This window comes from Agromyces sp. NPDC057679 (genome assembly GCF_042799635.1).
In the GTDB taxonomy this organism is placed as follows: Bacteria; Actinomycetota; Actinomycetes; order Actinomycetales; family Microbacteriaceae; genus Agromyces.
Genome location: NZ_JBHVIK010000001.1, coordinates 681,117 through 707,117, shown reverse-complemented (window position 1 = coordinate 707,117; position 26,001 = coordinate 681,117). Strand labels below are relative to the sequence as shown.

At 72.0% G+C, this 26,001-nt stretch carries 28 protein-coding genes; 18 read left to right on the top strand and 10 right to left on the bottom strand.

The genetic code is table 11. From position 1 onward, the window contains the following. The first annotated feature begins 7 nt into the window (after positions 1-7). Together ACFVAJ_RS03125 and ACFVAJ_RS03120 are read left to right on the top strand one after the other, a co-directional pair. On the top strand, positions 8-1,537 hold the full coding sequence (locus tag ACFVAJ_RS03125) for an ATP-dependent DNA ligase (protein WP_376941335.1): 1,530 nt from the start codon (positions 8-10) through the stop codon (positions 1,535-1,537). Positions 1,538-1,639: 102 nt separating this feature from the next. Further along, complete coding sequence (locus ACFVAJ_RS03120; RefSeq protein ID WP_376941334.1) at positions 1,640-3,481, top strand: SLC13 family permease; 1,842 nt, start codon at positions 1,640-1,642, stop codon at positions 3,479-3,481. A gap of 17 nt (positions 3,482-3,498) precedes the next feature. On the opposite strand, the gene ACFVAJ_RS03115 is transcribed toward ACFVAJ_RS03120, so the two are convergent. After that, the gene (locus ACFVAJ_RS03115; protein WP_376941333.1) at positions 3,499-3,822 is read right to left on the bottom strand and encodes a hypothetical protein; all 324 of its coding nucleotides are present in this window, start codon (positions 3,820-3,822) and stop codon (positions 3,499-3,501) included. Positions 3,823-3,846: 24 nt separating this feature from the next. Beyond that, entirely contained in the window at positions 3,847-4,449 is a 603-nt protein-coding gene (locus ACFVAJ_RS03110; protein ID WP_376941332.1) for a dihydrofolate reductase family protein, read from the bottom strand. 244 nt (positions 4,450-4,693) lie between these two features. On the opposite strand from ACFVAJ_RS03110, the gene ACFVAJ_RS03105 reads away from it, so the two are divergent. Continuing rightward, positions 4,694-5,119, top strand: coding sequence for a VOC family protein (locus ACFVAJ_RS03105; RefSeq protein WP_376941331.1), 426 nt, complete (start codon positions 4,694-4,696; stop codon positions 5,117-5,119). A gap of 81 nt (positions 5,120-5,200) precedes the next feature. Here the strand turns inward: ACFVAJ_RS03105 and ACFVAJ_RS03100 are convergent, their stop codons facing one another. Next, positions 5,201-5,677, bottom strand: coding sequence for an SRPBCC domain-containing protein (locus ACFVAJ_RS03100; protein WP_376941330.1), 477 nt, complete (start codon positions 5,675-5,677; stop codon positions 5,201-5,203). A 77-nt stretch (positions 5,678-5,754) separates the two neighbouring features. Here ACFVAJ_RS03100 and ACFVAJ_RS03095 point away from each other — a divergent pair, with 77 nt between their 5' ends. Next, entirely contained in the window at positions 5,755-6,315 is a 561-nt protein-coding gene (locus ACFVAJ_RS03095; RefSeq protein ID WP_376941329.1) for a TetR/AcrR family transcriptional regulator, read from the top strand. Between the two features lie 61 nt (positions 6,316-6,376). Beyond that, entirely contained in the window at positions 6,377-7,309 is a 933-nt protein-coding gene (locus ACFVAJ_RS03090) for an intradiol ring-cleavage dioxygenase (RefSeq protein ID WP_376941328.1), read from the top strand. Positions 7,310-7,379: 70 nt separating this feature from the next. Here the strand turns inward: ACFVAJ_RS03090 and ACFVAJ_RS03085 are convergent, their stop codons facing one another. Then, positions 7,380-9,269, bottom strand: a complete 1,890-nt coding sequence (locus tag ACFVAJ_RS03085; RefSeq protein ID WP_376941327.1) for a choice-of-anchor A family protein — start codon at positions 9,267-9,269, stop codon at positions 7,380-7,382. A 217-nt stretch (positions 9,270-9,486) separates the two neighbouring features. Between ACFVAJ_RS03085 and ACFVAJ_RS03080 the strand changes: the two genes are divergently transcribed. Together ACFVAJ_RS03080 and ACFVAJ_RS03075 are read left to right on the top strand one after the other, a co-directional pair. Continuing rightward, positions 9,487-10,287 carry a siderophore-interacting protein gene (locus tag ACFVAJ_RS03080; protein WP_376941326.1) on the top strand — a complete coding sequence of 267 codons (801 nt, stop codon included), beginning with the start codon at positions 9,487-9,489 and terminating at the stop codon, positions 10,285-10,287. Between the two features lie 33 nt (positions 10,288-10,320). Beyond that, entirely contained in the window at positions 10,321-10,848 is a 528-nt protein-coding gene (locus ACFVAJ_RS03075; protein WP_376941325.1) for a hypothetical protein, read from the top strand. Positions 10,849-10,869: 21 nt separating this feature from the next. On the opposite strand, the gene ACFVAJ_RS03070 is transcribed toward ACFVAJ_RS03075, so the two are convergent. Beyond that, a complete protein-coding gene (locus ACFVAJ_RS03070; RefSeq protein ID WP_376941324.1) occupies positions 10,870-11,823 on the bottom strand; it encodes a helix-turn-helix transcriptional regulator in 954 nt (317 codons plus the stop codon). 62 nt (positions 11,824-11,885) lie between these two features. On the opposite strand from ACFVAJ_RS03070, the gene ACFVAJ_RS03065 reads away from it, so the two are divergent. Next, positions 11,886-13,058, top strand: coding sequence for an epoxide hydrolase family protein (locus ACFVAJ_RS03065; protein ID WP_376941323.1), 1,173 nt, complete (start codon positions 11,886-11,888; stop codon positions 13,056-13,058). A gap of 70 nt (positions 13,059-13,128) precedes the next feature. Here the strand turns inward: ACFVAJ_RS03065 and ACFVAJ_RS03060 are convergent, their stop codons facing one another. Continuing rightward, positions 13,129-13,971: an alpha/beta hydrolase gene (locus ACFVAJ_RS03060; RefSeq protein WP_376941322.1), complete on the bottom strand. Its 843-nt coding sequence runs from the start codon at positions 13,969-13,971 to the stop codon at positions 13,129-13,131. 152 nt (positions 13,972-14,123) lie between these two features. On the opposite strand from ACFVAJ_RS03060, the gene ACFVAJ_RS03055 reads away from it, so the two are divergent. Both ACFVAJ_RS03055 and ACFVAJ_RS03050 read left to right on the top strand, forming a co-directional pair. Continuing rightward, complete coding sequence (locus tag ACFVAJ_RS03055; protein ID WP_376941321.1) at positions 14,124-14,705, top strand: TetR/AcrR family transcriptional regulator; 582 nt, start codon at positions 14,124-14,126, stop codon at positions 14,703-14,705. 82 nt (positions 14,706-14,787) lie between these two features. Then, positions 14,788-15,420, top strand: a complete 633-nt coding sequence (locus tag ACFVAJ_RS03050) for a class I SAM-dependent methyltransferase (RefSeq protein ID WP_376941320.1) — start codon at positions 14,788-14,790, stop codon at positions 15,418-15,420. 26 nt (positions 15,421-15,446) lie between these two features. Here ACFVAJ_RS03050 and ACFVAJ_RS03045 read toward each other — a convergent pair whose 3' ends face one another. Then, positions 15,447-16,220: an EI24 domain-containing protein gene (locus ACFVAJ_RS03045; protein WP_376941319.1), complete on the bottom strand. Its 774-nt coding sequence runs from the start codon at positions 16,218-16,220 to the stop codon at positions 15,447-15,449. Positions 16,221-16,276: 56 nt separating this feature from the next. Between ACFVAJ_RS03045 and ACFVAJ_RS03040 the strand changes: the two genes are divergently transcribed. Next, positions 16,277-17,110, top strand: coding sequence for an alpha/beta fold hydrolase (locus ACFVAJ_RS03040; RefSeq protein WP_376941318.1), 834 nt, complete (start codon positions 16,277-16,279; stop codon positions 17,108-17,110). A gap of 14 nt (positions 17,111-17,124) precedes the next feature. Here the strand turns inward: ACFVAJ_RS03040 and ACFVAJ_RS03035 are convergent, their stop codons facing one another. Both ACFVAJ_RS03035 and ACFVAJ_RS03030 read right to left on the bottom strand, forming a co-directional pair. Next, a complete protein-coding gene (locus ACFVAJ_RS03035) occupies positions 17,125-18,207 on the bottom strand; it encodes a trans-sulfuration enzyme family protein (RefSeq protein WP_376941317.1) in 1,083 nt (360 codons plus the stop codon). A 9-nt stretch (positions 18,208-18,216) separates the two neighbouring features. Then, positions 18,217-19,116: a transposase gene (locus tag ACFVAJ_RS03030; protein ID WP_376941316.1), complete on the bottom strand. Its 900-nt coding sequence runs from the start codon at positions 19,114-19,116 to the stop codon at positions 18,217-18,219. A gap of 62 nt (positions 19,117-19,178) precedes the next feature. Here ACFVAJ_RS03030 and ACFVAJ_RS03025 point away from each other — a divergent pair, with 62 nt between their 5' ends. Further along, complete coding sequence (locus ACFVAJ_RS03025) at positions 19,179-19,880, top strand: NAD-dependent deacylase (protein WP_376941315.1); 702 nt, start codon at positions 19,179-19,181, stop codon at positions 19,878-19,880. 10 nt (positions 19,881-19,890) lie between these two features. Here the strand turns inward: ACFVAJ_RS03025 and ACFVAJ_RS03020 are convergent, their stop codons facing one another. Then, entirely contained in the window at positions 19,891-20,382 is a 492-nt protein-coding gene (locus tag ACFVAJ_RS03020) for an NUDIX domain-containing protein (protein ID WP_376941314.1), read from the bottom strand. Between the two features lie 72 nt (positions 20,383-20,454). Here ACFVAJ_RS03020 and ACFVAJ_RS03015 point away from each other — a divergent pair, with 72 nt between their 5' ends. The 6 genes from ACFVAJ_RS03015 (at position 20,455) to ACFVAJ_RS02990 (ending at position 25,919) form a co-directional block, all read left to right on the top strand. Beyond that, positions 20,455-21,093, top strand: coding sequence for an NAD(P)H-binding protein (locus tag ACFVAJ_RS03015; RefSeq protein ID WP_376941313.1), 639 nt, complete (start codon positions 20,455-20,457; stop codon positions 21,091-21,093). 238 nt (positions 21,094-21,331) lie between these two features. Continuing rightward, a complete protein-coding gene (locus ACFVAJ_RS03010; protein ID WP_376941312.1) occupies positions 21,332-22,372 on the top strand; it encodes a GNAT family N-acetyltransferase in 1,041 nt (346 codons plus the stop codon). Positions 22,373-22,474: 102 nt separating this feature from the next. Further along, a complete protein-coding gene (locus ACFVAJ_RS03005; protein WP_376941311.1) occupies positions 22,475-22,669 on the top strand; it encodes a hypothetical protein in 195 nt (64 codons plus the stop codon). 174 nt (positions 22,670-22,843) lie between these two features. Next, entirely contained in the window at positions 22,844-23,146 is a 303-nt protein-coding gene (locus tag ACFVAJ_RS03000) for a DUF1540 domain-containing protein (protein ID WP_376941310.1), read from the top strand. Positions 23,147-23,331: 185 nt separating this feature from the next. Then, positions 23,332-24,792: a Gfo/Idh/MocA family protein gene (locus tag ACFVAJ_RS02995; RefSeq protein WP_376941309.1), complete on the top strand. Its 1,461-nt coding sequence runs from the start codon at positions 23,332-23,334 to the stop codon at positions 24,790-24,792. A gap of 26 nt (positions 24,793-24,818) precedes the next feature. After that, positions 24,819-25,919, top strand: coding sequence for a discoidin domain-containing protein (locus ACFVAJ_RS02990; RefSeq protein ID WP_376941308.1), 1,101 nt, complete (start codon positions 24,819-24,821; stop codon positions 25,917-25,919). Positions 25,920-26,001 lie beyond the last annotated feature (82 nt).

The following is a 26,001-nucleotide window of genomic DNA, read 5'->3' as shown; positions in this document are numbered from 1 at the left end:
TGGGCGGGTGCTGATCGACGAGCTCGTCACCACCTCGGCGGCCGTGGCCGCCACCCGCTCGCGCCTCGCGAAGATCGAGGCGCTGGCCGAGTTGCTGCGGCGGCTCGAACCCGACGAGATCGCACCGGCGGTGGGGTTTCTCGTCGGCAAGCCGAGGCAGGGTCGGGTGGGCGTCGGGTGGCGCGGACTGTCGGCCGCGATCGAGACGACCGCGGCGGCCGAGTCGCCGTCGATCACGGTCGGCGAGTTGGACGCCGCACTCGACCGGCTCGCGACCGCGGCGGGCACGGGCTCCTCGGGCGAGCGTTCGAGCGAGCTGCGCGAGCTCCTCGCCCGGGCGACCGAGGGCGAGCAGCACCTCATCGCCGGGGTGCTGCTCGGCGAGGTGCGCACCGGCGCCCTCGCGGGCGTGCTCGCCGACGCGATCGCCCGCGCCGCCGACCGCCCCGCCGATCTCGTGCGCCGGGCCGCGATGCTCTCGGGCGACCTCGGCGAGACCGCCCGCGTCGCGCTCACCGGTGCCGAGGGCGAGCTCGAGGCGGTCGGGCTCGTGGTGGGGCGAGCCGTGCAGCCGATGCTCGCGGCGACCGCGGCCACGCCGGGCGCGGCGATCGAGCAGACCGGTGAGGCCTCGGTCGAGTACAAGCTCGACGGGGCGCGCATCCAGGTGCACCGCGCGGGCGACGAGGTGCGGGTCTTCACGCGCAACCTCGCCGACATCACGCACCGGGTGCCCGAGGTCGTCGAGGTCGTGCGCGGGCTGCCGGTCGACCGGGTCATCCTCGACGGCGAGACCCTCTCGCTCGGTGAGGACGGGGCGCCGCGCCCGTTCCAAGAGACGATGTCGCGGTTCGGCGCCGAGTCGGCACGAGACACCGTGCTGCATCCCTGGTTCTTCGACGTGCTCCACGTCGACGGCCGTGACCTGCTCGACGAACCGCTCGCGGCGAGGCTCGCCGAGCTCGAGCGCATCGCGCCCGCGCACCGCATCCCGGGCGAGGTGACCGCCGATCCCGAGGCGGCCGAACGGGTCTCGCGCGAGGCGCTCGCGGCCGGGCACGAGGGCGTCGTCGTCAAGGCGATCGACTCGCCGTACGCGGCCGGCCGACGCGGGTCGAGCTGGGTCAAGGTGAAACCGGTGCACACCTACGACCTCGTCGTGCTCGCGTGCGAATGGGGATCGGGGCGACGCACCGGGCTGCTCTCGAACCTGCACCTCGGGGCGCTCGACCCCGAGGGCGAGTTCGGCGAGCCCGGCGGCTTCGTCATGGTCGGCAAGACCTTCAAGGGCCTCACTGACGAGCTGCTCCGCTGGCAGACCGAGCGCTTCCCCGAGATCGAGGTGCGGCGCACGGCGAACACCGTCTTCGTCGCACCGGTCACCGTCGTCGAGATCGCGATCGACGGGGTGCAGCGGTCGAGCCGGTACCCGGGCGGCATCGCCCTGCGCTTCGCGCGGGTCAAGCGCTACCGCGACGACAAGGGGCCGGCCGAGGCCGACACGATCCAGACGCTGCGGGGCCTCCTGCGCGAGTGAGTGACCGTCGGCTGCCCGAGCCGAGAGACCAGCGCGGTCGCGAGCGCGGTGCGCGGTCGCCGAAACCTGTCCGATCGCCGCCGCGGCCGATACGGTTGCACCGTGAACTGGCAACTGCTGGTCGTACTCGCCCTGCTCGTCGCCTCGATCGTGATGTTCGCGATCAACCGCCCGCGCATGGACGTCGTCGCCGTGGGCCTCCTGGTCGCCCTCCCGCTCACCGGCGTGCTGACGGTGCCCGAGACGCTCTCCGGGTTCTCCGACCCGAACGTGGTGCTCATCGCCGCGCTCTTCGTCATCGGCGAGGGGCTCTCCAGAACCGGACTCACCTATCGGCTGGGCGACTGGCTGTCGGCGAGAGCCGGCACGAGCAGCACCCGGCTCATCGTGCTGCTCATGCTCACGGTCGCGCTGCTCGGCGCGTTCATGAGCTCGACCGGCGTCGTGGCGATCTTCATCCCGGTGGTGCTCAGCATCGCCGCGCGACTCGGCATCTCGCCTCGACAGCTCATGATGCCGTTGAGCTTCGCCGCGTTGATCAGCGGCATGCTGACCCTCATCGCGACCGCACCGAACCTCGTCATCGACGCCGAACTGGTGCGCGCCGGCGAGGACGGCTTCGGGTTCTTCTCGGTCACCCCGTTCGGGCTCGTGGTGCTCGTGCTCGGAATCGGCTACATGCTCGTCGCACGCCGGTTCCTCGGGGCCGGCTCCGCCGACGACTCGACTCGGGCCGACCGCACGTTCGGCCACCTCATCGGCGACTACCGGCTCGCGGATCGCGATCGGCGGGTGAAGGTCGGGCGGGGCTCGCCCCTCATCGGGCAGCGCCTGGGCGAGGTCGGCCTGCACCCGCACGGCCTCCGCATCATCGCCGTCGAGCGCTCGCGATGGCTGCAACGGACGCTCGACGTGACGGCCACGGCGCCGGCGACGCAGCTCGCCCGGGGCGACGTGCTGCTCGTCGACGTCTTCGAACGACGCGGCGACCTCGCCGAGCAGCTCCGGCGCCTGCGCCTGCGCGCCCTGCCCGCCGGTGAGGGCTTCCTCGCCGAACGGTCCCGCGAAGTGGGGCTCGGCGAGGTGATGCCGCCGCCGAACTCGGCCGCACTGGGGCGCACGATCGGCGGACTGCGCACGCGTGAGCTGTACCGGGTCGACGTGATCGGCCTGCGGCGCGGCGCCGAGGCGTTCACCGGTTCGCTCGCCGACGAACGCGTGCGGCTGGGCGACACCCTGCTCGTCGTCGGCGCCTGGGAGGATGTCAAGCGACTGACCGCCCGCAGCGCGGACTTCGTCGCACTCGAACTGCCGGCCGAGGTGCGCGAGCAGTCACCCGCCGCGAATCGCGCGCCGTTCGCGCTGCTGAGCGTCGTCGTCATGGTCGTGCTCATGGTCACGGGCATCGTGCCGAACGTGATCGCCGCGCTCATCGCGTGCCTCATGATGGGGCTGTTCGGCTGCATCGACATGCCGAGCGCCTACCGGTCGATCCACTGGCCGACGCTGCTGCTGATCGTCGGCATGCTGCCCTTCGCGCTCGCACTCGAGCGCACGGGAGGCATCGACCTCGCGGTGACGGCGCTGACCTCGACGCTCGGGGAGGGGAGTCCGGTCGTCCTGCTCGCGGGCCTGTTCCTCACGACCGCGGTGATCGGGCTGTTCGTCTCGAACACCGCGACGGCGGTGCTGATGGGGCCCGTGGCGATCGCGACCGCCGAGAAACTGGATGCCTCGCCCTACCCCTTCGCGATGGTCGTCATCCTCGCGGCCTCCGCCGCGTTCATGACCCCGGTCTCGTCGCCGGTCAATACGCTCGTGCTGGGGCCGGGGCGATACCGCTTCGGAGACTTCCTGCGCATCGGCACACCGTTCGCACTCATCGTGATGGTCGTCGCGATCACCATGGTGCCCTGGCTGCTGCCGCTCCACCCCGGCGGCTGACGGTTCAGTCCGGTTGCTCAGCGCGGGGTGATCGAGTCGACGAACGCGTACGCCTCGCGGGCGGCCTCGCGCCAGCGGTCGGCACCCTCGGCGAGGCCCACGACCGCCCACTCCCGCATCGGGCGCCCGCGCATCACCATGTTGTCGAGGCCCGCCTCCTCGATGCGGTCGGCGTCGAGCTTGACGACCAGGTCGCCGTGGAACGAGACGAACGCGAAGAACTTGCCGCGCACCGACAGCCCCTCCGAGCCGAACATGCGGCCGAACGCCACGTCGGGCTCGGCGAGCAGCTCGGGGGCGACCTCCCCGAGGAGTTCGAAGCCCTCGTCACGAGTGCTCATGGTCGGCCTCCCGTCATCCCTGCGTCACTCCATCGAGATGCCGGTCACCGGCACCCCGGCGCGGTCGTAGACCAGCCCGATGGCGCCGCTCGAATAGCTGCGGGCGGGCTGGGCGAGCGTGAACGAGGCCGGCTTCACCCCGTCGCGGAACATCCGCTTGCCGGTGCCGAAGGCGATCGGGTAGACGAACAGGTTCAGCCGGTCGACCAGGTCGACGTCGAGCAGCGTCTGCAGGAGGTCGCCGCTGCCGATCATGTGGATCTCGTCGAATCGCTCCTTCACGGCGGGCAGTTCGCCCGCGGCGTCGTGCAGCACCGTGGTGCCGGCCCAGTCGGCGTCGGCGAGCGTGCGCGACACGACGAACTTCGGAACGGCGTTGAACTTCTCGGCGATGGGGCCCGACTGGTGCGGCCAGTACGCGGCGAAGATGTCGTAGGTCTTGCGCCCGAGCAGCAGCGCGTCGAGCCGGTCGATGCCCGCCATGATGTCGGCGCCGTTCTCGTCGTCGAGGTACGGCGCCTGCCAGCCGCCGTACGGGAAGCCGTGCTCCTCGTCCTCCTCAGGGCCGCCCGGGGCCTGGTAGACCCCGTCGAGCGTGACGAACAGGTCGGCGGCGATGATGCCCATGGTTCCGCTCCTTCGCATGCCTCGCGGAGCGGCCGCTCGGCACGTCATCGGCGGCGGGCCGCGACCGCGCCCCGCACCGTCCCCATCATTCGCCTCCGAGGCGGCGAACGGAACCCCCCCGCCCCGGATGCCTCGCCGGCGCTCGAGTGCCCGGTACCGGTGGAGGATGTCGCCGGCCCGGCGTAGCCTGTGCCGCGTGACCGGCCGCGACGCGGCGGGCCGGCGTTGAGCGGACGGAGCCATGATGGCGAACCTGGTCGTGCACTTCGAGATCCACGCGAGCGAGCCGCAGCGGCTCGTCGACTTCTACACCGAGCTCCTCGGGTGGCAGTTCACCCAGTTCGGCGACTATCCGTACTGGATGATCCAGACCGGTGAGGGGTCGATCGGCAACACCGAGGCGTCGCCCGGGCTCGGCATCAACGGCGGGCTCACTCAACGGGAAGGCCCGGCTCCGGCGCCGGGAGCGCCGGTCAACGGCTGCAACATCGTGGTCGGCGTCGACGACGTCGATGCGACGTTCGCGCGCGCGCTCGAACTCGGGGCGACCGAGGCGGTGCCGCTCGAAGACACCGAGGGGGTGGGGCGCACCGGCGCGCTCACCGATCCCGACGGCAACCTCTTCGGGCTGATCTCGCCGGTCATGAGCGACGGCACCCGCGCGATGTGACGGTTCCGCCGCCCGAGCGGCCCGGTGGGGGAGTACGGCTCCCTCGGCGTTCCTCCTCGGCCCGCTCGGGTGCGGACGGCGTCACCCGCTCGCGAGGAACTCGGCGATGCGGTCGAGGCCGGCCGGCCACACGGTCGTTTCGAAGAAGTCGCGCATCTCGGTCGCCGGAAACCCCGACTGCTCGACCGTCACGAGCGTGCCCGTCTCGGTCGCCGCGAAGGTCATCACGATGCGCGTCTCGAGGGTCGGCATGGTTTCACCGCCGACGCTCGACTCGGCGACGAGGTCGGTGACCAGACGGTGCGGACGGTCGATCTCGCGGTAGGTCTGCACGTCGTGCACGAGCGTCTGAGGGTTCGGGCGGAACCGCGCCTCCCAGCGGCCTCCGACGCGGAGGTCGACGGAGGTCAGCACGGCGCCCTCTTCCGGTCCGAGCGCCGACAGCCAGACCCGCAGCCTGCCGGGGTCCGTGTACGCGTCGAAGGCCTCCTCGGGGGTGCCGGGAAGCTCACGCTGAACGGTGAGCCCGAGACTCCCCGTCGATCCGATCCGACTCATGACGACTCCTTCGTCGCGGCGATACTACATTCGTAGTAGGACTATGTTCATAGTAGACCGAACCGAGCGAGGTGTACATGCCCACGACCAGAGTCCGTGCCCTCGACGCGGCACTCGAACTGCTCGGCACGGAGGGGGTGCGCGCCCTCACCCACGCCCGGGTCGATGCCGCCGCCGGGCTGCCCGCCGGCAGCACGTCGAACTGGTTCCGCACCCGCCGGGCGCTCCTCGCCGGGTGCGTCGACCACCTCGCGGAACAGGAGCGCGCCGAGTTCGACGCGTCGAGCGCTTCTGCCGCCGCCCCTCGCAGCGTCGACGAGTTCATCGGGGGGCTGTGCCGCATCCTCGAACTGCAGACCGGCCCGCTCGCCGCACGAACCCGGGCCAGGTACTCGCTGTGGCTCGAGCTGGGCAGCGACCCCGAGCTCGGCGCACCGCTGCGGCGGCAACGACACGAGTTCGAACGCTGGACGGAATCGCTCCTGGTCGGCATCGGCATGCCCCATCCGGCGACCGCGACGAAGACCGTGATGGCGCTCGGCGACGGACTGGTCCTCCACCGGCTCACCGTCGACCCGGTCCTCGACCCGCGCCCCCTCCTCGAGCGGGCGGTGCGGGCACTCATGGCAGGGGCATAGCGGCCGCACAGCCGGCGGCGAGGCATCCCGGCCATGCTCGCTGCAACGTGAGGAGCCAGTCATGACCGACCGAACCACCGACCGCGCCGAGCGGCAGCCCGACGCCGCCCGCGACGTCGACCCCCGCTGGCTCGACGAGCACGGCGACGAGATCGACGAAGACCATCGCGGCCTCGTCTACGACATCCGCACCCTCGTCGACCGGCGACGCGCGCTCGGCATCTTCGGCGGCATCGGGCTCACCTCGCTGCTCGCGGCCTGCACGGCCGCCCCGGCGTCGCCGAGCGCGAGCGCGAGCCCCTCCACCGCCTCATCGGCCACGGCGACCCCGACGCCCTCGTCGAGCGCCGGCGCCGAGGCATCCGGACCGCTCGACGAGGTGCCCGACGAGACCGGCGGCCCGTACCCGGCCGACGGCTCGAACGGCGTGAACGTGCTCGACGACTCGGGCATCGTGCGCAGCGACATCCGCTCGTCGTTCGGCTCGTCGACCACGGTCGCCGCGGGCGTCCCGCTCGAGATCGCGCTCACGGTGCGCGACGCCGCGACCGGCAGTGCGCTCGTCGGCGCCGGGGTGTACCTCTGGCACTGCGACCGCGCCGGCGACTACTCGCTCTACTCGGAGGGCGCCGCGAACGAGAACTACCTCCGCGGCGTGCAGGCCACCGACGAGAGCGGCACCGTGCGGTTCACCTCGATCTACCCCGCCTGCTACTCGGGGCGCTGGCCGCACATCCACTTCGAGGTGTACTCCGACGTCGACAACGCGGTCGCCTCGGGGCCGATCGTGAAGACCTCGCAGATCGCACTGCCCGAGGAGGCGAACGCGCTCGTCTACGCGACCTCCGGCTACGAGCGGAGCGTGCAGAACATGTCGCGGACGAGCCTCAGCGGCGACAACGTCTTCGGCGACGACGGCGGCATCCACCAGATCGCGAGCATGTCGGGTTCGGTGGCGGCGGGCTACACCGCGGCGCTCACCATCGGCGTGTGACGGGTCGTCGGTGAGCACAGGGATGCCCCGGGCTGCGGGTGCAGCCCGGGGCATCCCTGTGCGTCGTCGCTCAGGCGGTGCGACGGCGGCGCACGAGGAGCAGTGCGACGCCCGCGGCGAGCAGTGCCGCGGCGCCCGCGATCGCGGCCGCGATGCCGGTGACGCCGGTCTCGGCGAGGTCGCCGTCGCCGTCGGTCGGGGTGTCGGTACCGCCGTCGGGGCCCGGTCCCGGACCGTCGGGCGAGCCGGCGGTGTTCGTCACCGTGACGAGCACGTCCTCATCGGTGCTTATCGTCACCGTCTCGGGGCTGAAGGTCGGTTCGCCCCATTCGACGCCGTCGATCTCGGGCAGGTCGACCTCCGTGAACGAGACGACGGTGCCGGTCGGGAGGTCCTGCGGGCCCTGGCTCACGGTGCCGTCGGCGAGCACGGCGATCCTGCCCGTCGTCGTCGTGCCGTCGAGTTCGTAGCGGTACTCGACGGTGAACGAGGTCTCGGCGGGCACGGCCGCGGCGGCGTCGCCCCCGACCGACTTCGCGAGCGAGAAGCCGCCGGCCATGAGGGTGCCCGATTCGGTCGGATTGGTGACGGTGACGAGGGTGTTCTCGTCGTCGCCGATCGTGACCTGCTCGGGGCTGATGGCCGGCGTGCCCCACGAGACGCCGGGGATCACGGGCAGGTCGATCTCGTCGAAGTCGACGACCGTGCCGACCGGCAGGTCCTGCGGGCCGTCGACGACGGTGCCGTCGGCGAGCAGCGTGAGCTGGCCGGTGATCGTCTCGCCGCCGAGCTCGTAGGAGTACTCGAGGGTGAACTCGGTGTCGGCGGGCACGTCGCCGGCCGCGGGGCCGGTGACGTCCTTCGCCGCCGAGAAGCCGCCGACCTGCTGGCAGCCGAGCGACCCGCCGCCGGTCCACGGGTAATTGTGCTGCTCGTTGCCGGCGCCGCGGGTGGTGAGGTCGCCGCCAATGTGCACGCGGCCGTTGGTCGACGCGGTGATCTCGGCGTCCGCCGTCGGCGCGAGGATCGAGCCCATGAACTGGCTCGTGCCGCCGATGAGGAGCGACGTCGTGTCGGTGAAGTTCCAGAGGATGCGCGAGGCGGCATTGCCGAACACGGGTGACGTGAGGTCGTCGACGCGGACGCCGTCGATCGCGAAGTAGTTCGGTGAGAACGCCACGTCGTCGGTGCCGGTGACGTTGATGACGATCGGCACGTCGGCGGGGAGCGCGGTGAAGGAGATCTCGGTGATCGCCGAGATCGCCCCCGTGTCGAGCGTGAAGACCTGGGGGTCGTCGCCGGGCGTGCCGACGAACTGCACCTGGTTGCCGGCGACGAGGCCGGTGCCGGTCACCGGGTACCCCGCGATCTCCGCGGAGGTGTCGGTGATCACCGTCTGGAAGTCGGCGTTCGGGTCCATCGCGGCCGCCTGGCCCAGACCGGTCTCGATGCCGGCGCCGTTGGTGTCGACGGTGCCCGTGGACGTGCCGCCGACCTTCACCGCGCCGCCGCCCGTGATGTTCGCGCCGACGTGGAGGTTCGTCGTCGGGCCGACGACGAGGTCGCCGCCGACCGCGAGCATGGTCCCGCCGCCCGCCGGCACGATGCCGGAGCCGGCGCCGACGGCGCCCACGTTGAAGACGCCGCCCGAGGTCTTGTCGAAGGTCGCGTTGCCGCGGACCAGCAGGAGCCCCTCGGACTCGGCGGCGCTCGAGGTCGCGAGGTAGTCGCCGCCCACATAGACCGCGACGTTCGAGTCGGTGTAGGTCGGCAGCGGGCCGATCGGGGGAGCCTCGCCGTCGGGCGGGCAGATCGGCAATGGCTCGGCGGCGTTCGCGGGGGCGGCCGGCGCTGCGGCCGTGATCGCGACGGCGCCCATCAGGGCGAGGCCGGTGATGGCGAGCAGGCTCGTGAACGAGCGCAGGCGCGTGCGCGGGGAACGGGGGGCGCGGGAGTGCATGATCGGGTTCCGTTTCGGGGAGAACGGGCGGGGAACGAGAGGGGATCGAGGGGGTCGACCACCTCTACTCAATCAGAGAGACGCAGATGGAGCCGGATCATGATGCGATCTCCGAAAGATCTTCAGGATTCCTTCCGGACGGCGTCGGTTGCCTCGGTTCCATCGGAGCAACGGTCACGTATAAGGTAAGCATTACCTAACTACCCCGAGGAGTCCCGTGGCCGCCAGCAACATCGCCGTCACCCATGCGCCGAGCGGCGTCGTCGAGGTGGCGGTCTCCGACGCCGTTCGCATCTCGCCGCACTTCGTGCGCCTCACGGTCGCGGGTGAGGGGCTCGCCGACTGGCGGCACCTCGGCTTCGACCAGTGGTTCCGGCTCGCCGTGCCGACCGCGGGCGACACGCGCTTCGACAACCTCGCCGACACCTTCGACATGGCGGGGTACCTCCGCTACCTGATGCTCCCGAAGGCGACGCGGCCCGTCATCCGCAACTACACCGTGCGCGAGTTCCGTCCGGCCGAACTCGAACTCGACATCGACTTCGTCGTGCACGGCGATGACGGCGTCGCAGGGCCCTGGGCGAGCGGCCTGCCGCTGGGGGCCTCCGTCGCGCTGATCGACCAGGGGTGCGGATTCCGTCAGGCCGATGCCGAGCGCGCCGAGCAGGTCCTGCTCGTCGGTGACGAGAGCGCGCTGCCCGCGGTGCTCGGCATCCTGCGCGACCTCCCGCGCGACGCACGGGGGCAGGCGATCATCGAGGTGCCCGATCTCGCCGACCGCCAGCACGTCGACGCCCCGGAGGGGTTCGACGTGCACTGGATCGTGCGCCGACCCGAGCAGCCCGCCGGACGTGCGGCACTCGAGCACCTGCAGGAGCTGAGCATCCCCGCGGACTCGGTGTACGCCTTCGCCGCGGGGGAGTCGAAGCTCGCGACGGGAGCCCGTCGGTTCCTGGTCAACGAGCGCGGCATCGCCAAGCGCGACATCTCCTTCTGCGGCTACTGGCGCGCCCACTGACCCGGCCGATCCACCGCGGCGTAGACTGCGGAAATGGAGGCTCCGTCCAGCACCACGCTGGTCGTCGTCGGAGATGAGACGGCGAATGCCATCCATGCGCTCGAGGGCTTCGCGAACGTGCGTGCGGCCTTGTTGCCCGACGCCTCCGACGCCGACGTCGCCCGCTGGTCGTCGAGCTCGGCGGCACCGTTCGTCGTCCACGACCACGACCCGCTCGCGCACGTGGCCGCAGCCTGGGTCGAGTTCTTCGACGACCTGTCGACCTACGGCGTGCTCGAATTCGAGATCGCCCGTGCGCTCGAGGCGGCCGGGCGGCACGACCTCAACGTCCCCGACTACTACGTCGTGATCCATCCCGAGAGCCTGCCCGTCACCTGGAAGCACTGGTGGCTCGGGGTGCTCGCGAGTGCATCGCCGCGTCGCGTCATCCCGTGGCCGGCCGCCGACGCCTCCCTCGCGCAACTGCTGCGGAGCCTGCCCGTCGCGCGCGCCTGGCCTCAGGTCGACGCCTGGCTGCCGTCAGTCGCGGCGGCCGTGCCCGACCGCATCGGGCTCGGCTGACGACGACGGTGCGGCGGCCGGTCACTCGGCGGCGGCCCGGGCGTACCGTTCCGAGTACGTCAGCAGGACCGCTCGCAGTTCGGGCGGCGACTCGACGGTGAAGTCCATCCCGAGCATCCCGATGTACGCGGCGATCGTCTCGAGCGTGTCGGCACCCGTCACGAGCACCGATCGGTGCTCGTCGACCGGCTCGACGACCCCGACCGCGTGGTTGATGCGCGCGAGCACCTCGTCGGCCGAGGCGGCGATGCGGAGGCGTGCGTGCACGTTCCAGCCGGTCGCGGCGATCGTGCGCATGGCGAACGCGGTCGCGTCGCCGCCGGGCACCGGCTCGGGCTCGAAGCGCCGACGGGTCGGCATGCGCGGCTCGATCCAGTCGACGCGGTAGGTGCCCCAGTCGCCGCTGCGAGGGTCGCGTGCGACGAGGTGCCAGCGGCGCTGCCAGCTCAGCAGCCGGTACGGCTCGACGAGCACGGGCTCGCCGCGGAAGTCGAAGCGCAGCCACTCGACGTCGCGGATGGCCGCGGCCACCGCCTGCAGGACGGCGGCGTCGACCTCGGGGTCGGGGGCATCCGTGCCCGTGTTCTCTGGTGCGCGGTCGACCGTCTCGTGCAGGGCGGCGACCGTGGGTCGCAGGCGCGAGGGCAGCACCTGCTCGAGCTTCGCGAGGGCGCGGCCGCTCGACTCCTCGATCCCGGCGATGCCGGTGGCCGCGCGCAGGCCGACCGCGACGGCGACCGCCTCCTCGTCGTCGAGCAGCAGCGGCGGCAGCTTGCCGCCGGCGCCGAGTCGGTACCCTCCCGTGCTGCCGCGGGCGGCGTCGACCGGGTAGCCGAGCTCGCGCAGGCGCTCGACGTCGTTGCGGATCGTCCGCGTCGTGACCGCGAGTCGTGCGGCGAGCTCGGTGCCCGTCCAGTCGGGGCGCGATTGCAGGAGCGAGAGCAACGCGAGGAGGCGTGCGGCGGTGTCGGACATGGTTCGATTCTCTTCGCTCATTAGGAACGGAACGTGCCTATATGAACCGTAGCGTCGAAGACATGAACACGACCACCGCTTCCACCGAGATCCGTCCCTTCCGCATCGAGGTCGCCCAGGCCGAACTCGACGACCTCCAGGAGCGCCTCGCGCGCACCCGCCTTCCGCAGGCCGCCCCGGTCGACGACTGGGATGCCGGCACGCCGAACTCCTACCTCCGCGAGGCCGTCGACCGCTGGCGCAGCGGCTTCGACTGGCGCGCCGTCGAGGCGCGCATCAACGAGTTCCCGCACTTCACGACCGAGGTCGACGGGCAGCCCATCCACTTCATCCACGTGCGCTCGCCCCACGCCGGGGCGACGCCGCTGCTGCTCGCCCACACCTACCCCGGGTCATCCGTCGACTACCTCGACGTGATCGGCCCGCTGGTCGACCCGGTCGCGCACGGCGGCCGCGCCGAGGATGCCTTCGACGTCGTCGTCCCGGACGCCCCTGGCTTCGGCTTCTCGAATCCCGTCACCGAGTCGGGGTGGACGACCGCCAGGGTCGCCCGGGCCTACGACGAGCTCATGCGGCGCCTCGGCTACACCGAGTACGGCATCCACGGCTCCGACAACGGCGCGCTCGTCGCGCGCGACCTCGGGCTGCTGAACCCCGAGGGCTTCCTCGGCCTGCACGTGCTGCAGCTGTTCTCGTTCCCCTCGGGCGACCCTGCCGAGTTCGAACGCCTCGAACCGCAGGACTACGCGGGGCTCGAGCACATGCAGTGGTTCCAGTCGGTCGGTGGGTACAACACGATGAACGCGAGCCGTCCGCAGACGGTCTCGGTCGGGCTCAGTGATTCGCCCGTGGGCCTCCTCGCCTACAGCGAGCTGTTCAACTCCTTCGGCAACGGCACCTCGCTCGTGCCGCTCGACGCGATCCTCACCGAGGTGAGCGTCAACTGGTTCGCGAACGCGGCAGCCGGCATGAGCCGCGCCTACCTCGACAACGCCCGCGCCGCCGCCGCTGCCGAGGCCGCGGGGGAGGAGCCGCAGGTCAACGCGGCGCCCACGGGCGTCGCGGTCTTCGCCGACGACTTCCAGACGATCAGGGTGTTCGCCGAGCGCGACAACTCGAACATCGTGCACTGGAGCCGGTTCGAGCGGGGCGGGCACTACGCGGCGCTCGAGGTGCCCGAGCTCGTCGTCGGCGACATCCGGGCGTTCTTCGCGGGGCTGCGCGCAGCGGACTGAGGTCGGCCTGAACGCGGCGAAGGCGCGGACCCCTCGGGGTCCGCGCCTTCCGCGGCGGGGGCGATGCCGATCAGGCGGCCTGCGGCGCCTGCGCGTGCTCGACGGCCCAGTTCAGCGCGTACTCGGCCACTTCCTCCCAGCCGTCCTGGCTGACGATGCGGTGCGTGCGGCCGGCGAACTCGCGGAGCTCGACGATCGCGGGGCTGCCGGTCGAGGTGTACTTCTTCACGATGGCCCGGCCGATGGCCGGCGGCACGACGTGGTCGATCTCGCCGGTGATGACGAGCAGCGGCGCGCGGTCGGTGCGGGCGTAGTCGACGTGGGTGACGCCGCCCTTCTCGTTGATCGTCGAGGCGACGCCCTCGAAGAAGACCCGGTTGTACGAGTTCACCGCGAACTCCTCCCAGAGGCGGTCTGATGCCTCGCGGCCGAGGTCGTTGCCGAAGGTGAAGTGGAAGTGCGACTTCGAGAGGGGCTTCGCGCCGTTCTTGTCGAACGGGTTCGCGAGGATCGGGAAGCCCGTGCGGAGGGTCGATGCGGGGAGCGTCGTGATGCCGGCGGTCTGCCCGGGCTCGACGCCGACGTAGGCGGCGCCGAGGCCGCGGTCGGCGAGCATCTGGGTGATCACGCCGCCGAAGGAGTGGCCCATGATGATCGGCTTCTCGGGGAGGGCGCGGATGATTCGCTCGTAGTGGTCGGCGATCTGCTTGAGGCCGATGCCCTTGAGCGACTCGGGGTTCGAGCGGATGTCGGCGACGTCGCGGTCGTCGATCCCGGGCCAGCCCGGGACGACGACCTCGTGGCCGCGGGCCCGGAAGTACTCGGCCCAGGTGTCCCAGCTCTTCGGGGTCATCCAGAGCCCGTGGACGAGGACGATGGTGGCCTTGCTGCTGTTCGCGCCGGTGGTGTTCATGGTTCCTGCTCCTTGTGGTGGGGCGATCGGGGTGACCGCTTCGTGATCTGTGAAGTAGAACGATCGTTCTATCTCTTTGTATTCCCAGACTGTACGCCCAGGGCGGAACGGATGTCAAGCAAAAAGAGAAAGATCGTTCTATCATCTTTGGTATGGCTGCACGAACCACCTCCACCGGCGCCTCCGCGGCGCGCGAACGGCTGCTCCAGACGGCGTCCGAACTCTTCTACCGAGAGGGCATCCACGCCGTCGGCGTGGACCGCATCATCGCCGAGGCCGGCGTCACCCGCGCGACCTTCTACCGGCACTTCCCGAGCAAGGAGGACCTCGTCGAGGCCTACCTCGGCGTCGAGGACGCGAACATCCGCGGGGCGTTCGACGCCGCCGAGGCGTCGGGCGCCGAGCCGCGGCAGCTCGTCGGGCTCGTCATCGAGGGCCTCGCCGACGACGTCGCCCGCAACCACACCCGCGGCTGCCCCTTCATCAACGCGGCCGCCGAGTACCCCGACCCCGGCAGCGGCGTGCGGCGGGCCGTCGGCGAGCACCGCGAGTGGTTCCGCTCCGAGCTCGAGGGGTTGCTCACCGCCGCCGAGGTCGAGACGCCCGAGCAGGCGGCCGCGCAGCTCGTGCTGCTCCGCGACGCGGCGATGGTCGGCGGTTACCTCGACGGCTGGGATCGGGTGCGCCCCGCGTTCGTGGCCGCGGCCACGCGCACCGCCGGCCTCGAGGCCTGAGCGCGGCACGAGGCATCCGATGCCGGGCGGCTGAGTCGGTCGCCCGGATGACAGGAGCCGGCCCGCGCGGTAGCGTGCCGGGGTGGCCCCCGGCGAACTGATCAGCCAGGACGCGGTCGACGAACTCGGTCGCGAACTGCTCGGCCGCGTGCGCGGGCGGGTGCTCGAGATCGGCGCCGGCGAGGGCGAGAACTTCGGCGCCTTCGAGCTCGGGGTCGAGTGGATCGGCCTCGAACCCGACGCGAAGCGCCGTGCCGAGCTCGCCACCCGCGGGCGCGAATGGGGTCACCCGGCCGAACCGCTCGACGCGGTCGCCGAGCGGATCCCGCTGCCCGATCACTCCGTCGACGCCGTCGTCGGCACCTTCGTGCTCTGCTCGGTCACCGATCAGGCGGCCGCGCTCGCCGAGGTGCGGCGGGTGCTCGTGCCCGGCGGCCGGGTCGTCTTCGTCGACCACGTCGCCGCGCCCCGCGGCACGCTGAAGCGCGCGGTGCAGCGGGTCGCGACCCCCCTGTCGAAGCGGTGGTGCCACGGATGCCACTGGGACCGCGAGACCGAGGCGGCCCTCGTCGCGGCGGGGTTCACCGCCGGCGAGGTGCGGCGCGTGCGCGCGAGATCGCTGCCGTTCGGGCCGGTGCCGATCCTGCTCTTCGAGGGCCGGGCGCCCGCATCTCCACCTGCTCCTCCTGCTGCTTCTGCAGGAGAATTGCGCTGAGCAGGGCTCAGAGCAGGGGATGGGACCTAATCTCCTGCAGAAGCAGCAGCGCCTGGGGGCGCGGCGGATGCGGCGGCGTCGATCGCCGCCCGGGCGAGCATCGTCGAACCGGCGACGGCAGCCGGCATCGCGATCACCGCGCCGAGCGGCACCATGAAGCAGAGCTGGGTCGCCACGCCGAAGCCGAACATCGATGAGCGCCTGCCCCGGAACATCCGTCGCCGATCGGTGCCGCGCAGCCCGCGCGCCGCGAACGCGCGCGAGACGAGCTCGGCGGCCAGCAATCGACCGGAGAGCACGACGCCGAGCACCGGCCCGACGACCGCGCCGAGGAGCGGGATGAGCCCGACGATTCCGACGCCGATCGCGATCACCGCACCCATGCCGATGAGCCCGAGCGAATCGCCGACCGCGCGCCAGAACCCGGGGCCGTGCTCGGGCACCTCACCGCCGAGCTCGGTCTCGACGGCGCGCCAGATCTGCTCGTAGAAGGGGTCGCCGACGGCGAGCGTCACCGCCGTGAACGTCACCGCGGCGAGCACGACGGCGGCGGCGAGGAGGATCGCCCCGATCGTGCCGCGCACGAGGCCGCGCCACGGCTCGACCCAGTCGTCGGCGAACGGGGTGAGCCAGTCGGTCAGCGAGGGCAGCCCGAAGCCGAGCCCCACGAGCGCCGCCACGACGAGGAGGAACACGATCGCGGCCGGGATCAGCCCGAGCAGCATCACCCGCGGGCGCTTCGCCCAGAACGCGAAGCCGCGCACGAGCATCCGCACGCCCTGCAGGAAGCCCTCGATCACGAGCCCAGCCTAGGCTGGGCGCACCGGCGCGAGGCCGGGTGGCGACGGAGGTGCGCATGGCGACGGTGCAGGACGTGCGGTTCGACGACGGTCGGGTGCTGCGCGCGTACGACTCCGGCGCGGATGCTTCGGCGCCGCTCACGCTCGTCTGGCACCACGGTTCGCCGCAGACGGGGGCGCCGCTCGAACCGGTCGCCGCCGCGGCGGAGGCCAGGGGCATCCGCCTCGTCTCGTACGCCCGCCCGGGCTACGCCGGCTCGACGCCGCGCCCCGGACGTGACGTCGCCTCTGCGGCCGACGACGTCGTCGCGGTCGCCGACGCGCTCGGCATCGGGCGCTTCGCCTCGATGGGGGCGTCGGGCGGCGGGCCCCACGCGCTCGCCGGTACGGCGAGGCATCCCGATCGGGTGATCGGCGCGGCGGTGCTCGCGGGGATCGCCCCCTTCACCGAGGACTACGACTGGTACGACGGCATGCATGCACCGGGCGCGCTGCAGGCCGCACGGCAGGGGCGCACGGCCAGGGCGCGCTTCGCCGAGACCGAGGAGTTCGACCCCGCGCAGTTCCTGCCGGTGGATCTCGCGGCGCTCGAGGGCCGGTGGGCGTCCCTCGGCGCGGATGCCGTGCGTGCCGGGGAACTCGGCCCCGACGGGCTCATCGACGACGACGTCGCCTTCGCGAGCCCGTGGGGGTTCGAGCTCGCCGAGGTCGTCGCCCCCGTGCTCGTCGTGCAGGGCGAAGGCGACCGGGTGGTGCCGCGGCGGCATGCGGCGTGGCAGCTCGCCCACCTGCGGAACGCGACGCTCTGGATGCGCCTCGACGACGGGCACATCTCGGTGCTCGACACCGTGCCCGACGCCATGGACTGGCTCCTGGCCCGTCTCGGCTGAGGGTCGCCCCGGCGTCAGCCGAGCGAGTCGAGGGCGCCGGCGAGATCGCGCCAGAGGTCGTCGACCTGCTCGATCCCGACCGACAGCCGCACGAGGCCCTCGGGGATGGTGGGCTGCTCGGCCGGCCAGCGCCGACGCCGCTCGAGCGTCGACTCGACCCCGCCGAGGCTCGTGGCGTGCACCCACAGGCGGGTGCGCTCGGCGAGGGTCTCCGCCGGCACTGCGCCGCCGCGCACGACGATCGACACGATCGCCCCGAAGCCGGGGTAGCGCACCTCGTCGATCGCGGGGTGCCCGTCGAGCCGCCGCACGAGCTCCTGCGCGTTCGCCTGGGCACGGTCGAGCCGCACCGCGAGCGTGCGCATCCCGCGCAGCGCCAGGAACGCCTCGAGCGGCGCCGGGATCGCCCCGGCCAGGCTTCGACGCTGCACGAGCGCGGCGGCGTGCTCCTCGCTCGCGGCGATCGCGGCGCCCATCACCACGTCGCTGTGACCCGAGAGGTACTTGGTCGCCGAGTGCACCACGAGGTCGGCGCCGAGCGAGAGCGGGCGCTGCAGCAGCGGCGTCGCGAAGGTGTTGTCGACCGCGACGAGCGCGCCGTGCTCATGCGCCGCGGCCGCGATGGCCGCGATGTCGGCGAGTTCGAGCGCGGGGTTCGTCGGCGTCTCGAACCACACCATCGCGGCTCCGGCGCAGGCAGCGACGACGGCGGGCGTGTCGGAGATGTCGACGAAGCGGACCCGGAGGCGCCCCTGCTCGGCCCGCTCCTCGAGCAGCGCGACCGTGCCCGTGTACGAGTGGCGCGGCGCGACGACCAGCCCGCCGGGCGCGACGAGGTCGAGCACCGCCGAGATCGCGGCCATGCCCGAGGCGTACGAGACGCAGCGGCCGCCCTCGAGCGCCCCGAGCACGTCCTCGAAGGCCGTCCAGCTCGGGTTGCCGTACCGCCCGTACGCGGTGTCGCCGCCCGCCACGTAGGTGGACGTGAGGTGGACGGGCACGTTCATCGGGGCGTCGGGTGCGTGCGGCGGCCGACCCGCCACCACGGCGACGGTCTCGGGGCGGAGGGCGGGGGCGTCGTCGGGGGTGTCGGGCATGCCGACAGGCTAGTCGAGCGCCCGGCGCGCCGCGGTCGCCTCGTCACGCGCCGTCTCGGCGAACCGTGCCGCCCGGTCGCGCTCGCGCCCGAGCCGCCGCTGCTCCCGGCCGTGCTCGTCGAGCCGGTCCTCGACCTCGCGCAGCTCGGCGTCGAGCTCGTCGCGTCGGGCGGCGTCCGCGGCGATCCGTTCGGTGAGCGCCGCGAGTTCGCGCTCGAGTTCGTCGAGGGCGGCGGATGCCTCGGCCGAGCGCTCCTCGGCCGCCGCCGCCGCCGCACGCTCGTGCTCCGCACGCTCGCGCCGCGCCTGCTCTTCGCGTTCGCGTCCTGCCGCATCGTCATCGGCGTCGCCACGCCGGCCGGCCTTCGGCCGCGCGGGCCGCTTCGCCGGCGTCGGGCTGCCCGGGCCGCCCGCGACCGCGCCGCCCAGGTCGACCTCGAGGCCGACGGCCTCGAGACTCCGCACGAGTCGTCCGCTGGAGACGGCGTCGGCGGCGGAGGCATCCACCATGCCCGCATTGAGGGTCTGCGCGACCTCGTCGAGCACCGGCTGGCGCACCGGGGCGCCGAGCTGCTCGGCCAGGGAGCCGGCCTCGCGGGCGAGCGCCGCGACGAGCGCGCGGCGCTGCTTGGCGAGGCGGGCCAGCGCCGGGGCATCGAGCTCGGCCTGCGCGGCGCGCAGTTCGGCTCCGAGCCCGAGGAGCTCGTCGAGCTCGTCGCCGCGGTGACGCACGAGCTGGTTCACGAGCCAGGCCGCCGGGGCCGGGCGGTGCAGCGCGGTCACGGCGTCGGCGAGCTCCCGGTCGTCGTCGCGCAGCTCGCGGGCGCGGCGGTTCCGGGCCGCGGTGAACTCCTCGGGGCGCAGCGCGTACAGCGCCGCCGCCTCGTCGATGAGCGCATCGCCCCCCATACGGCCATCCTGCAAGATCGCGGGCGATTCCGACAGCCGCCGCGACGTGGTCTCATGGAGTCATGCGGGTCGTCGTGCTGACCGGGGCCGGCATCTCGGCCGAGAGCGGGGTGCCGACGTTCCGTGACGCCGGCGGGCTGTGGGAGGGGCATCGCGTCGAGGACGTCGCGACGCCCGAGGCGTTCGAACGCGACCCCGACACGGTGCAGCGCTTCTACGACGCACGCCGACATGCCGTCGCGTTCGCGGAGCCGAACCCCGCGCACGTCGCACTCGCGCACCTCGAGGAGGCCCTCGGCGACGAGCTGCTCGTCGTGACCCAGAACATCGACGCCCTGCACGAACTGGCGGGCTCGACCCGGGTGCTGCACATGCACGGCGAGCTCGCGCTCGCCAGATGCCTCGCGTGCGCCGAGCGCTCGCCGGTGCCCGGCGACCTCATCGAGCGTCCTGAGTGCCCGAACTGCGGCGAACGGATGCTGCGCCCCGACGTCGTCTGGTTCGGCGAGATGCCGTACGGGCTCGACGAGATCGAGGCCGCACTCGCCGCCTGCGAGGTGTTCGCCGCGATCGGCACCTCCGGCGCTGTGTACCCTGCCGCCGGGTTCGTCGTCACCGCGGCCGAGCACGGCGCGCGCACGATCGAACTGAACCTCGCGGCGAGCGAGATCACGCCGCTCTTCGACGACGTGCGGCACGGACCCGCGAGCTCGGTGGTGCCCGCGTGGTGCGGGGAACTCCTGACGGAGTTCGGCGTCGGCTGAGTGATGCGGGTCAGCCCGATTCGTCGAGCCGTGCCTCGAGCGCGTCGAGCATCTGCCGTTGGCCCTTCGTCACGAGCGATCGCGCCTCGTCGATGGGCACCCACCGCGCGTCGTCGACCTCGGGGAAGGACTGGACGCGACCTGAGCGCGGCGGCCACTCGAGCTCGAAGGAGTTGCTCTCCACGTGGCCGATCTCGAAGTCGGGTGCCTCGGCCGCGTAGACCCGGGTGAGCTTGCCGGTCGAGGATCGGAACTCGCCGAGGTCGGCGTAGTCGAGCTCGGGCGCCGCGACCCCGATCTCCTCGCCGAACTCGCGCCGGGCGGCGAGCAGCGGATGCTCGGTCGCGACGAGGTACTCGCCCTTCGGCACGGTCCAGGCCCCCTCGTGCCGGCGCTCCCAGTACGGGCCGCCCATGTGGGCGATGAACACTTCGAGCACGGCGCCCGTCGGAGCGGCCTCCACCGGCGCCGTCCGGTAGAGCAGGAGACCCGCGCTGGTCACCGGCACGGCGCCGGACCGCCCTCCGGTGCCGGGGCCGGGTAGCGTGGAGCAGGAGCAGCGAAGGAGTTCCGCATGGCACGCATCGTACTCATCGGAGGGCACGGGAAGGTCGCATTGCGGCTCGAACGTCTCCTCGTGGCGCGCGGCGACGAGGTCGACGCGGTGATCCGCAACCCCGCGCACGCGGCCGAGGTCGCCGCGAGCGGCGCGAACCCGGTCGTCGCCGACATCGAGACCCTCGACGTCGACGGCCTCGCCGACCTCGTCCGGGGGCACGATGCCGTCGTCTGGTCGGCGGGTGCGGGCGGCGGCGATCCGCGGCGCACCTACGCGGTCGACCGCGATGCGGCGGTGCGCTCGATGGCCGCCGCCGAGGCGGCGGGCGTGCGGCGCTACGTGATGGTCTCGTACTTCCGTTCGCCCGACCACTCGGTGCCAGAGGCCGACTCGTTCCACGCGTACGCGGAGGCGAAGGCGGCCGCCGACGAGCACCTCGTGACGACGGCGCTCGATTGGACGATCCTCGGCCCGAGCCGCCTCACCGACGGCGAGGGCACGGGGCGCATCGACGCCGAGGCATCCGAGAGCCTGACCGTCGACCGCGCCGATGTGGCGGCCGTCGCGGCCGCCGTGCTCGCCGAGCCGGCGACCATCGGGCGCACGATCCGGTTCAACGCGGGCGCGACGCCGATCGCCGACGCGATCCGCTGAACCCGTCGGGGAGCGCCGCCCCGGTCACTGCCGTGGGCGGCGTATCAGCGACCAGAGCGCGGCGAGCAGCAGCACCCCGCCCACTGCGCCGATCAGCCCCAGGATCGACCACAACATCGTCTCCGTCGACATCGCCCACCTCCGTGTCCGTGGCTTCATCATGCCCGTGCGGCGACGCGAACTCCAGCATCCCGGCGCGGTCGGTCGCCGCCCGGCCCGGGCGTGGCAGGATCTGAGCATGGCCGAGCCGCGACCCCCGTTGTCGAGTCGAGTGGGCGTCGCTCCCGCGCCCGTCCTCCCCGAGCACCCCGACGTCGCCCGCTGGCGGCCCGCCGCCCCAGGCGACCTCGACGAGCTCCTCGCCTTCCACGCCGACGTGGCGAGCGCCGACCATCCGAACTGGGTCGAGTCGCGCGACGAGCTGCTCGAGACCTTCGAGCTCTCGCACATCGACCCCGTCCGCGACACCCTGCTGGCCTTCGCCGACGACGGGCGGATCCTCGCGAGCGGATCGGCCGTCGTCCCGCCCGGCCAGGAGACCCTCGTGCGCTCGATCGTGTCGGGCTCGGTGCGGCCCGAAGCACGCGGCCGCGGCATCGGACGGCGGTTGCTCGAGTGGGAGCTCGCCCGAGCTCGCGAGCAGCTCTCGGCGAGCGAGAAGACCCTGCCGGGCTGGATCATGGCGTATGCGGAGGAACGTGCACCCGATGCGCAGGCCCTCCTCTCCCGGGCGGGCCTCGAGCTGCGCCGGCACTTCTTCACGCTGGAGCGCGAGGTCGCCCAGCCCGTCGACCTCGGCCCCGATGACGGGGCGTACGCGATCGTCCCGTGGTCGGCGGAGTGGACGGAATCGGCACGGCTCGCCCGCAACGCGGCCTTCGTCGACCACTGGGGCAGCCAGTCCACGGGCCGGGAGCGGTGGGCGCGCTTCGTCGGCGGCGAGCAGTTCGCCCCGTCGCTCTCGTTCCTCGCCGTCGCGCCGATCGACGGTCGCAGCGAGGTCGTCGGCTTCGTGCTCGCGCTCCGCAACGAGCAGGACTGGGCGGGCCAGGGCTTCAGCTCCTCGTACGTGCAGCTCGTCGGCGTCGTCCGGTCGTGGCGCGGTCGCGGCATGGCCCGGCGGCTGCTCGCCCGTCATCTCGACGCGTGTCGCTCGGTGGGCCTCGAGAAGGCGACGCTCGACGTCGACGCCGAGAACCCGACCGGGGCACTGGGCCTGTACACCGGCCTCGGGTTCGAGATCGCCCACTCGCACCGGAGCTACGTGCTCGAGTACTGAACGGCGGCTCGCCTCGTCGGCGTCGCTGTCAAGCGGTTGACGGGATGCCTCGCGCCCGCGCACGCTCGGACGACCGCGACGATCGAGACCTGGGAGGGCATCATGAGTGACGTGACGCGCGATCGAGGGGCACCCCGAGCATCCGAACACCCTGACGAGGCAGGTCGTCTCGACCGCGAGGGGGAGCCGGCCGACGGCGGCCCTGATCGCGGCGACGAGGCGAACGACGTCGAGGCAGACAACGCCGTCGAGGAGGACATGATCGAGACCGTCGACCCCGACAACGCTCCGGCCTGAGTCATGCTGCGGCGCCCGGAACAAGGCCGGGAAGGTTAGGCAATCCTCAGAAGAAAGTCGCACTGATCTGCGGAAAACCGTCCCATGGATACTGTGGGATCGCGCCGTGCGGGGTTAGCATCCAGATACCGAGCGGCCGTCTCGACGGGTCGCAACCGCCAGAGGAGGTCACCCATGAGCATGACGCTCGACGAGTTGCCCGCAGTCGCCGAATGCTCGGTGGCCGGATGCTCCTACAACGATCATTCGCACTGCCATGCCGCCGCCGTGACGATCGCCGGTTCGGTCGGCGATGCCGAGTGCGCGACCTTCATCCCGCTGGGCAGCAAGGGCGGCCTCGACAAGGTGCTCACCCACGTCGGCGCATGCCAGCGCGCCGAGTGCGTGCACAACTCGAAGCTCGAGTGCACCGCGGCTTCGGTGCGCATCGGCGCCGGCGCCGACGATGCCGACTGCCTGACGTACGAAGTCGCCTGACCAGAGCCGGAACGGGCTTCACCGAGTGATCGGTGAGGCCCGTTTTTCTGTGCGCCAGGCGGCAGAATTCGTCGACTTCTGCACCTTCATGATTGATTGAGTCAGTTTCCAATCAACTCTTGACATCCATCGCTCACCTGCGCCAGTGTGCTCAACAACCACACACACGAGCTCTGGAGAGTGCAATGCCGCGTTTCTTCACCAGTCCGCGCGAGAAGGTCGGAGCCGCCGCCGACCTCGAATCCGTGGCATCCGGTTTCACCCGCAGGAACCTGCTCGGCGGAGCGCTGGCCGGCGTCGCGCTCGCGACGGCCGCGAGTTCGGGCGCAGCGACCGCCGCCGCGCCGGCCCGCAAGCAGGGCTCGCGATCGATGGCGAACGAACCCTTCAACCAGGTCGACACCGTGAAGATCGGCCTCATCGGGCTCGGCAACCGCGGCATGGGCATGCTCGGCAGCTGGGTCAGCGTGCCGGGCGCGCAGGTTGTCGCCGTCTGCGACATCCGAGGGGATCGCGCGACCCGCGCCGCCGATCGGGTCGCGAACGCCGGCAAGCCCCGCCCGCGCGAGTACGGCGGCTCCGACGCCTCGTTCCAGAAGATGCTCGACACCGAAGAGCTCGACCTCGTCTACATCGCCACGCCGTGGGAGTTCCACCACGCCCAGGGCAAGGCCGCGCTGAAGGCCGGTGCGCACGTCGGCGTCGAGCTGCCCATCGCGACCGAGCTCGACGAGCTCTGGGACCTCGTCGACACGAGCGAGCAGACCCGCAAGCACCTGTTCCTCATGGAGAACTGCTCGTACGGCCGCAACGAGCTCGCGATGCTCAAGATGGCGCACGACGGCGTCTTCGGCGACATCACGAGCGGACACGGCGGCTACCTGCACGACCTGCGGTCGCTGCTCTTCAACGACGGCTATTACACCGACGACTGGCGTCGGATCTGGCACACGAAGAGCGTCGCGAGCTTCTACCCCATGCACGGGCTCGCGCCGATCGCGGCCGCGATGGACATCAACCGCGGCGACCGGCTGACGACCCTGACCGCGACCGCGAGCGCGCCTCGGGGCCTCGCCGACTACCGCGAGCGGTTCGTGCCGCGCGACCACCGCTCGTGGAAGGAGGAGTACATCAACGGCGACCTCGTCACCTGCATGATCTCCACCGCGAACGGGCGCATGATCCGGGCCGAGCACAACGTGAGCCAGCCGCGACCGTACAGCCGCATCAACACGATCGAGGGCAGCCGCGGCATCTTCGAGGACTACGTCGGCGCCGATGCGACGGGCGCACGCGTCTACGCCGAGCCGATCCACAGCGGCGACACCTGGCGGGGCGCGAGCGCGCTGCGCGCCGAGTACGACCACTGGCTGTGGAAGGACCTCGAGGGGCCCGCGGCCGGCGGCGGCCACGGCGGCATGGACTACATCCTGCAGTGGCGCATCGTGCAGCAGATGCGCACCGGCCAGGTGCCCGACATCGACGTCTACGACTCGGCCGCGTGGTGCGCACCCGTGCCGCTCAGCGTGACGTCGATCGAGAAGGGCGGCCGCCCGGTCGAGGTGCCCGACTTCACCCGCGGCGAGTGGAAGAAGCTCCGCCTCGGCCTCGACTCCGTCCGCACCGCCATGCCGGCCGTCGTCTGACCCCCGAACGAGAGAGGAAGCGAACAATGTCATCGAACTCCGTCCGTCGCGGCGCCCTCGCGGCGATCGCGCTCGCCTCGACGCTCGCGCTGGCCGCACCGCCGGCATTCGGCAGCACACTGGACGACCCGCCCGCACCCGGGGCGACGAGCACGCCGGCTCCGACGCCGGAGGCGTTGCAGCAGCCCGAGGCGCCCGAAGCCCCGGCATCGGACGCCCCTGAGACCGAGGCGACCGAAACAGGTGCCCCGGCACCGGAGGCGTCGGAGGCCGAGGCCCCCGCTGCGGCCTCGGCCGCACCGGAGCAGCAGGCCGAGAAGGCCGAGGCTGCTGACGAGGTGCCGGCCGAGGAGGCCGAGATCGCGGTCTCGATCTCCGAGATCAGCCTCGAAGGGCCGGCGATCGTCGACGTCGAGGTGACGGTGGCGAACGACTCGGACAAGGCGATGAGCAAGGTCGCCGTGTCGTTCGCCGGCCCTGTCGGCTGGCAGGTCGCCGTGGTCGACGACGACCTCGGCCGCATCGCCGCGGGCGACGAGGAGGTCGCCGTCTTCCAGATCCGCGTCCCGGAGAAGCGAGCGGGGTATGCGCTCCGCGTCTTCACCGCGACCGCCGACTACCGGGGCGGCGACGGAGCCGGAAGCGCGACCGAGACGCTCTCCGTTCCCACGATTCCGCCGCTGCCGAACCTCATCGACCAGACGAAGCTCACGATCGCCGGGGTCTCGAGCGAGGAGACGGTCTCCGAGAACACGCCGGCCACCAAGGCGATCGACGGCGACCCGTACACGTTCTGGCACACGTCGTACCGCAACGGCGCAGTTCCGTACCCGCACTTCATCACCCTCGACCTCGGGGCGAGCTACGACGTGACGGGCCTCGAGTACCTGACGCGCCAGAACGCGGTCAACGGCCGGATGAAGGACTACCAGGTCTTCGTCTCGGCCGACGGGACGAGCTGGGGCGACCCCGTCGCCACGGGGTCGTTCACCGGAGACCTCGGGCCCCAGCGCGTCGAGTTCGCTGCCGCTGCCGGTCGGTACGTGAAGCTCGTCGGACTGAACTCGATGGCGGGCAATGCGTTCGGCGGGGCCGCTGAGATCAACGTCGGCGGGGTGCCTCGATGACGATGCTCGGGGCATCCTGACGCAATGAGGCGCAGGCGGCGCGGGAGCGATCCCGCGCCGCCTTCGTCGTCGAGGGCTCGCT

What these genes read in the sequence shown, in the direction of transcription:
- ACFVAJ_RS03100 (WP_376941330.1), bottom strand. Translation starts at nt 5,677, where the DNA reads ATGAGTCGGATCGGATCGACGGGGAGTCTCGGGCTCACCGTTCAGCGT.
- ACFVAJ_RS03075 (WP_376941325.1), top strand. Translation starts at nt 10,321, where the DNA reads ATGGAGGCTCCGTCCAGCACCACGCTGGTCGTCGTCGGAGATGAGACG.
- ACFVAJ_RS03030 (WP_376941316.1), bottom strand. Translation starts at nt 19,116, where the DNA reads ATGGGGGGCGATGCGCTCATCGACGAGGCGGCGGCGCTGTACGCGCTG.
- ACFVAJ_RS03055 (WP_376941321.1), top strand. Translation starts at nt 14,124, where the DNA reads ATGGCTGCACGAACCACCTCCACCGGCGCCTCCGCGGCGCGCGAACGG.
- ACFVAJ_RS03105 (WP_376941331.1), top strand. Translation starts at nt 4,694, where the DNA reads ATGGCGAACCTGGTCGTGCACTTCGAGATCCACGCGAGCGAGCCGCAG.
- ACFVAJ_RS03035 (WP_376941317.1), bottom strand. Translation starts at nt 18,207, where the DNA reads ATGCCCGACACCCCCGACGACGCCCCCGCCCTCCGCCCCGAGACCGTC.
- ACFVAJ_RS03005 (WP_376941311.1), top strand. Translation starts at nt 22,475, where the DNA reads ATGAGTGACGTGACGCGCGATCGAGGGGCACCCCGAGCATCCGAACAC.
- ACFVAJ_RS03015 (WP_376941313.1), top strand. Translation starts at nt 20,455, where the DNA reads ATGGCACGCATCGTACTCATCGGAGGGCACGGGAAGGTCGCATTGCGG.
- ACFVAJ_RS03090 (WP_376941328.1), top strand. Translation starts at nt 6,377, where the DNA reads ATGACCGACCGAACCACCGACCGCGCCGAGCGGCAGCCCGACGCCGCC.
- ACFVAJ_RS03085 (WP_376941327.1), bottom strand. Translation starts at nt 9,269, where the DNA reads ATGCACTCCCGCGCCCCCCGTTCCCCGCGCACGCGCCTGCGCTCGTTC.
- ACFVAJ_RS03025 (WP_376941315.1), top strand. Translation starts at nt 19,179, where the DNA reads ATGCGGGTCGTCGTGCTGACCGGGGCCGGCATCTCGGCCGAGAGCGGG.
- ACFVAJ_RS02990 (WP_376941308.1), top strand. Translation starts at nt 24,819, where the DNA reads ATGTCATCGAACTCCGTCCGTCGCGGCGCCCTCGCGGCGATCGCGCTC.
- ACFVAJ_RS03040 (WP_376941318.1), top strand. Translation starts at nt 16,277, where the DNA reads ATGGCGACGGTGCAGGACGTGCGGTTCGACGACGGTCGGGTGCTGCGC.
- ACFVAJ_RS03110 (WP_376941332.1), bottom strand. Translation starts at nt 4,449, where the DNA reads ATGGGCATCATCGCCGCCGACCTGTTCGTCACGCTCGACGGGGTCTAC.
- ACFVAJ_RS03115 (WP_376941333.1), bottom strand. Translation starts at nt 3,822, where the DNA reads ATGAGCACTCGTGACGAGGGCTTCGAACTCCTCGGGGAGGTCGCCCCC.
- ACFVAJ_RS03070 (WP_376941324.1), bottom strand. Translation starts at nt 11,823, where the DNA reads ATGTCCGACACCGCCGCACGCCTCCTCGCGTTGCTCTCGCTCCTGCAA.
- ACFVAJ_RS03095 (WP_376941329.1), top strand. Translation starts at nt 5,755, where the DNA reads ATGCCCACGACCAGAGTCCGTGCCCTCGACGCGGCACTCGAACTGCTC.
- ACFVAJ_RS03065 (WP_376941323.1), top strand. Translation starts at nt 11,886, where the DNA reads ATGAACACGACCACCGCTTCCACCGAGATCCGTCCCTTCCGCATCGAG.
- ACFVAJ_RS03010 (WP_376941312.1), top strand. Translation starts at nt 21,332, where the DNA reads ATGGCCGAGCCGCGACCCCCGTTGTCGAGTCGAGTGGGCGTCGCTCCC.
- ACFVAJ_RS03060 (WP_376941322.1), bottom strand. Translation starts at nt 13,971, where the DNA reads ATGAACACCACCGGCGCGAACAGCAGCAAGGCCACCATCGTCCTCGTC.
- ACFVAJ_RS02995 (WP_376941309.1), top strand. Translation starts at nt 23,332, where the DNA reads ATGCCGCGTTTCTTCACCAGTCCGCGCGAGAAGGTCGGAGCCGCCGCC.
- ACFVAJ_RS03000 (WP_376941310.1), top strand. Translation starts at nt 22,844, where the DNA reads ATGAGCATGACGCTCGACGAGTTGCCCGCAGTCGCCGAATGCTCGGTG.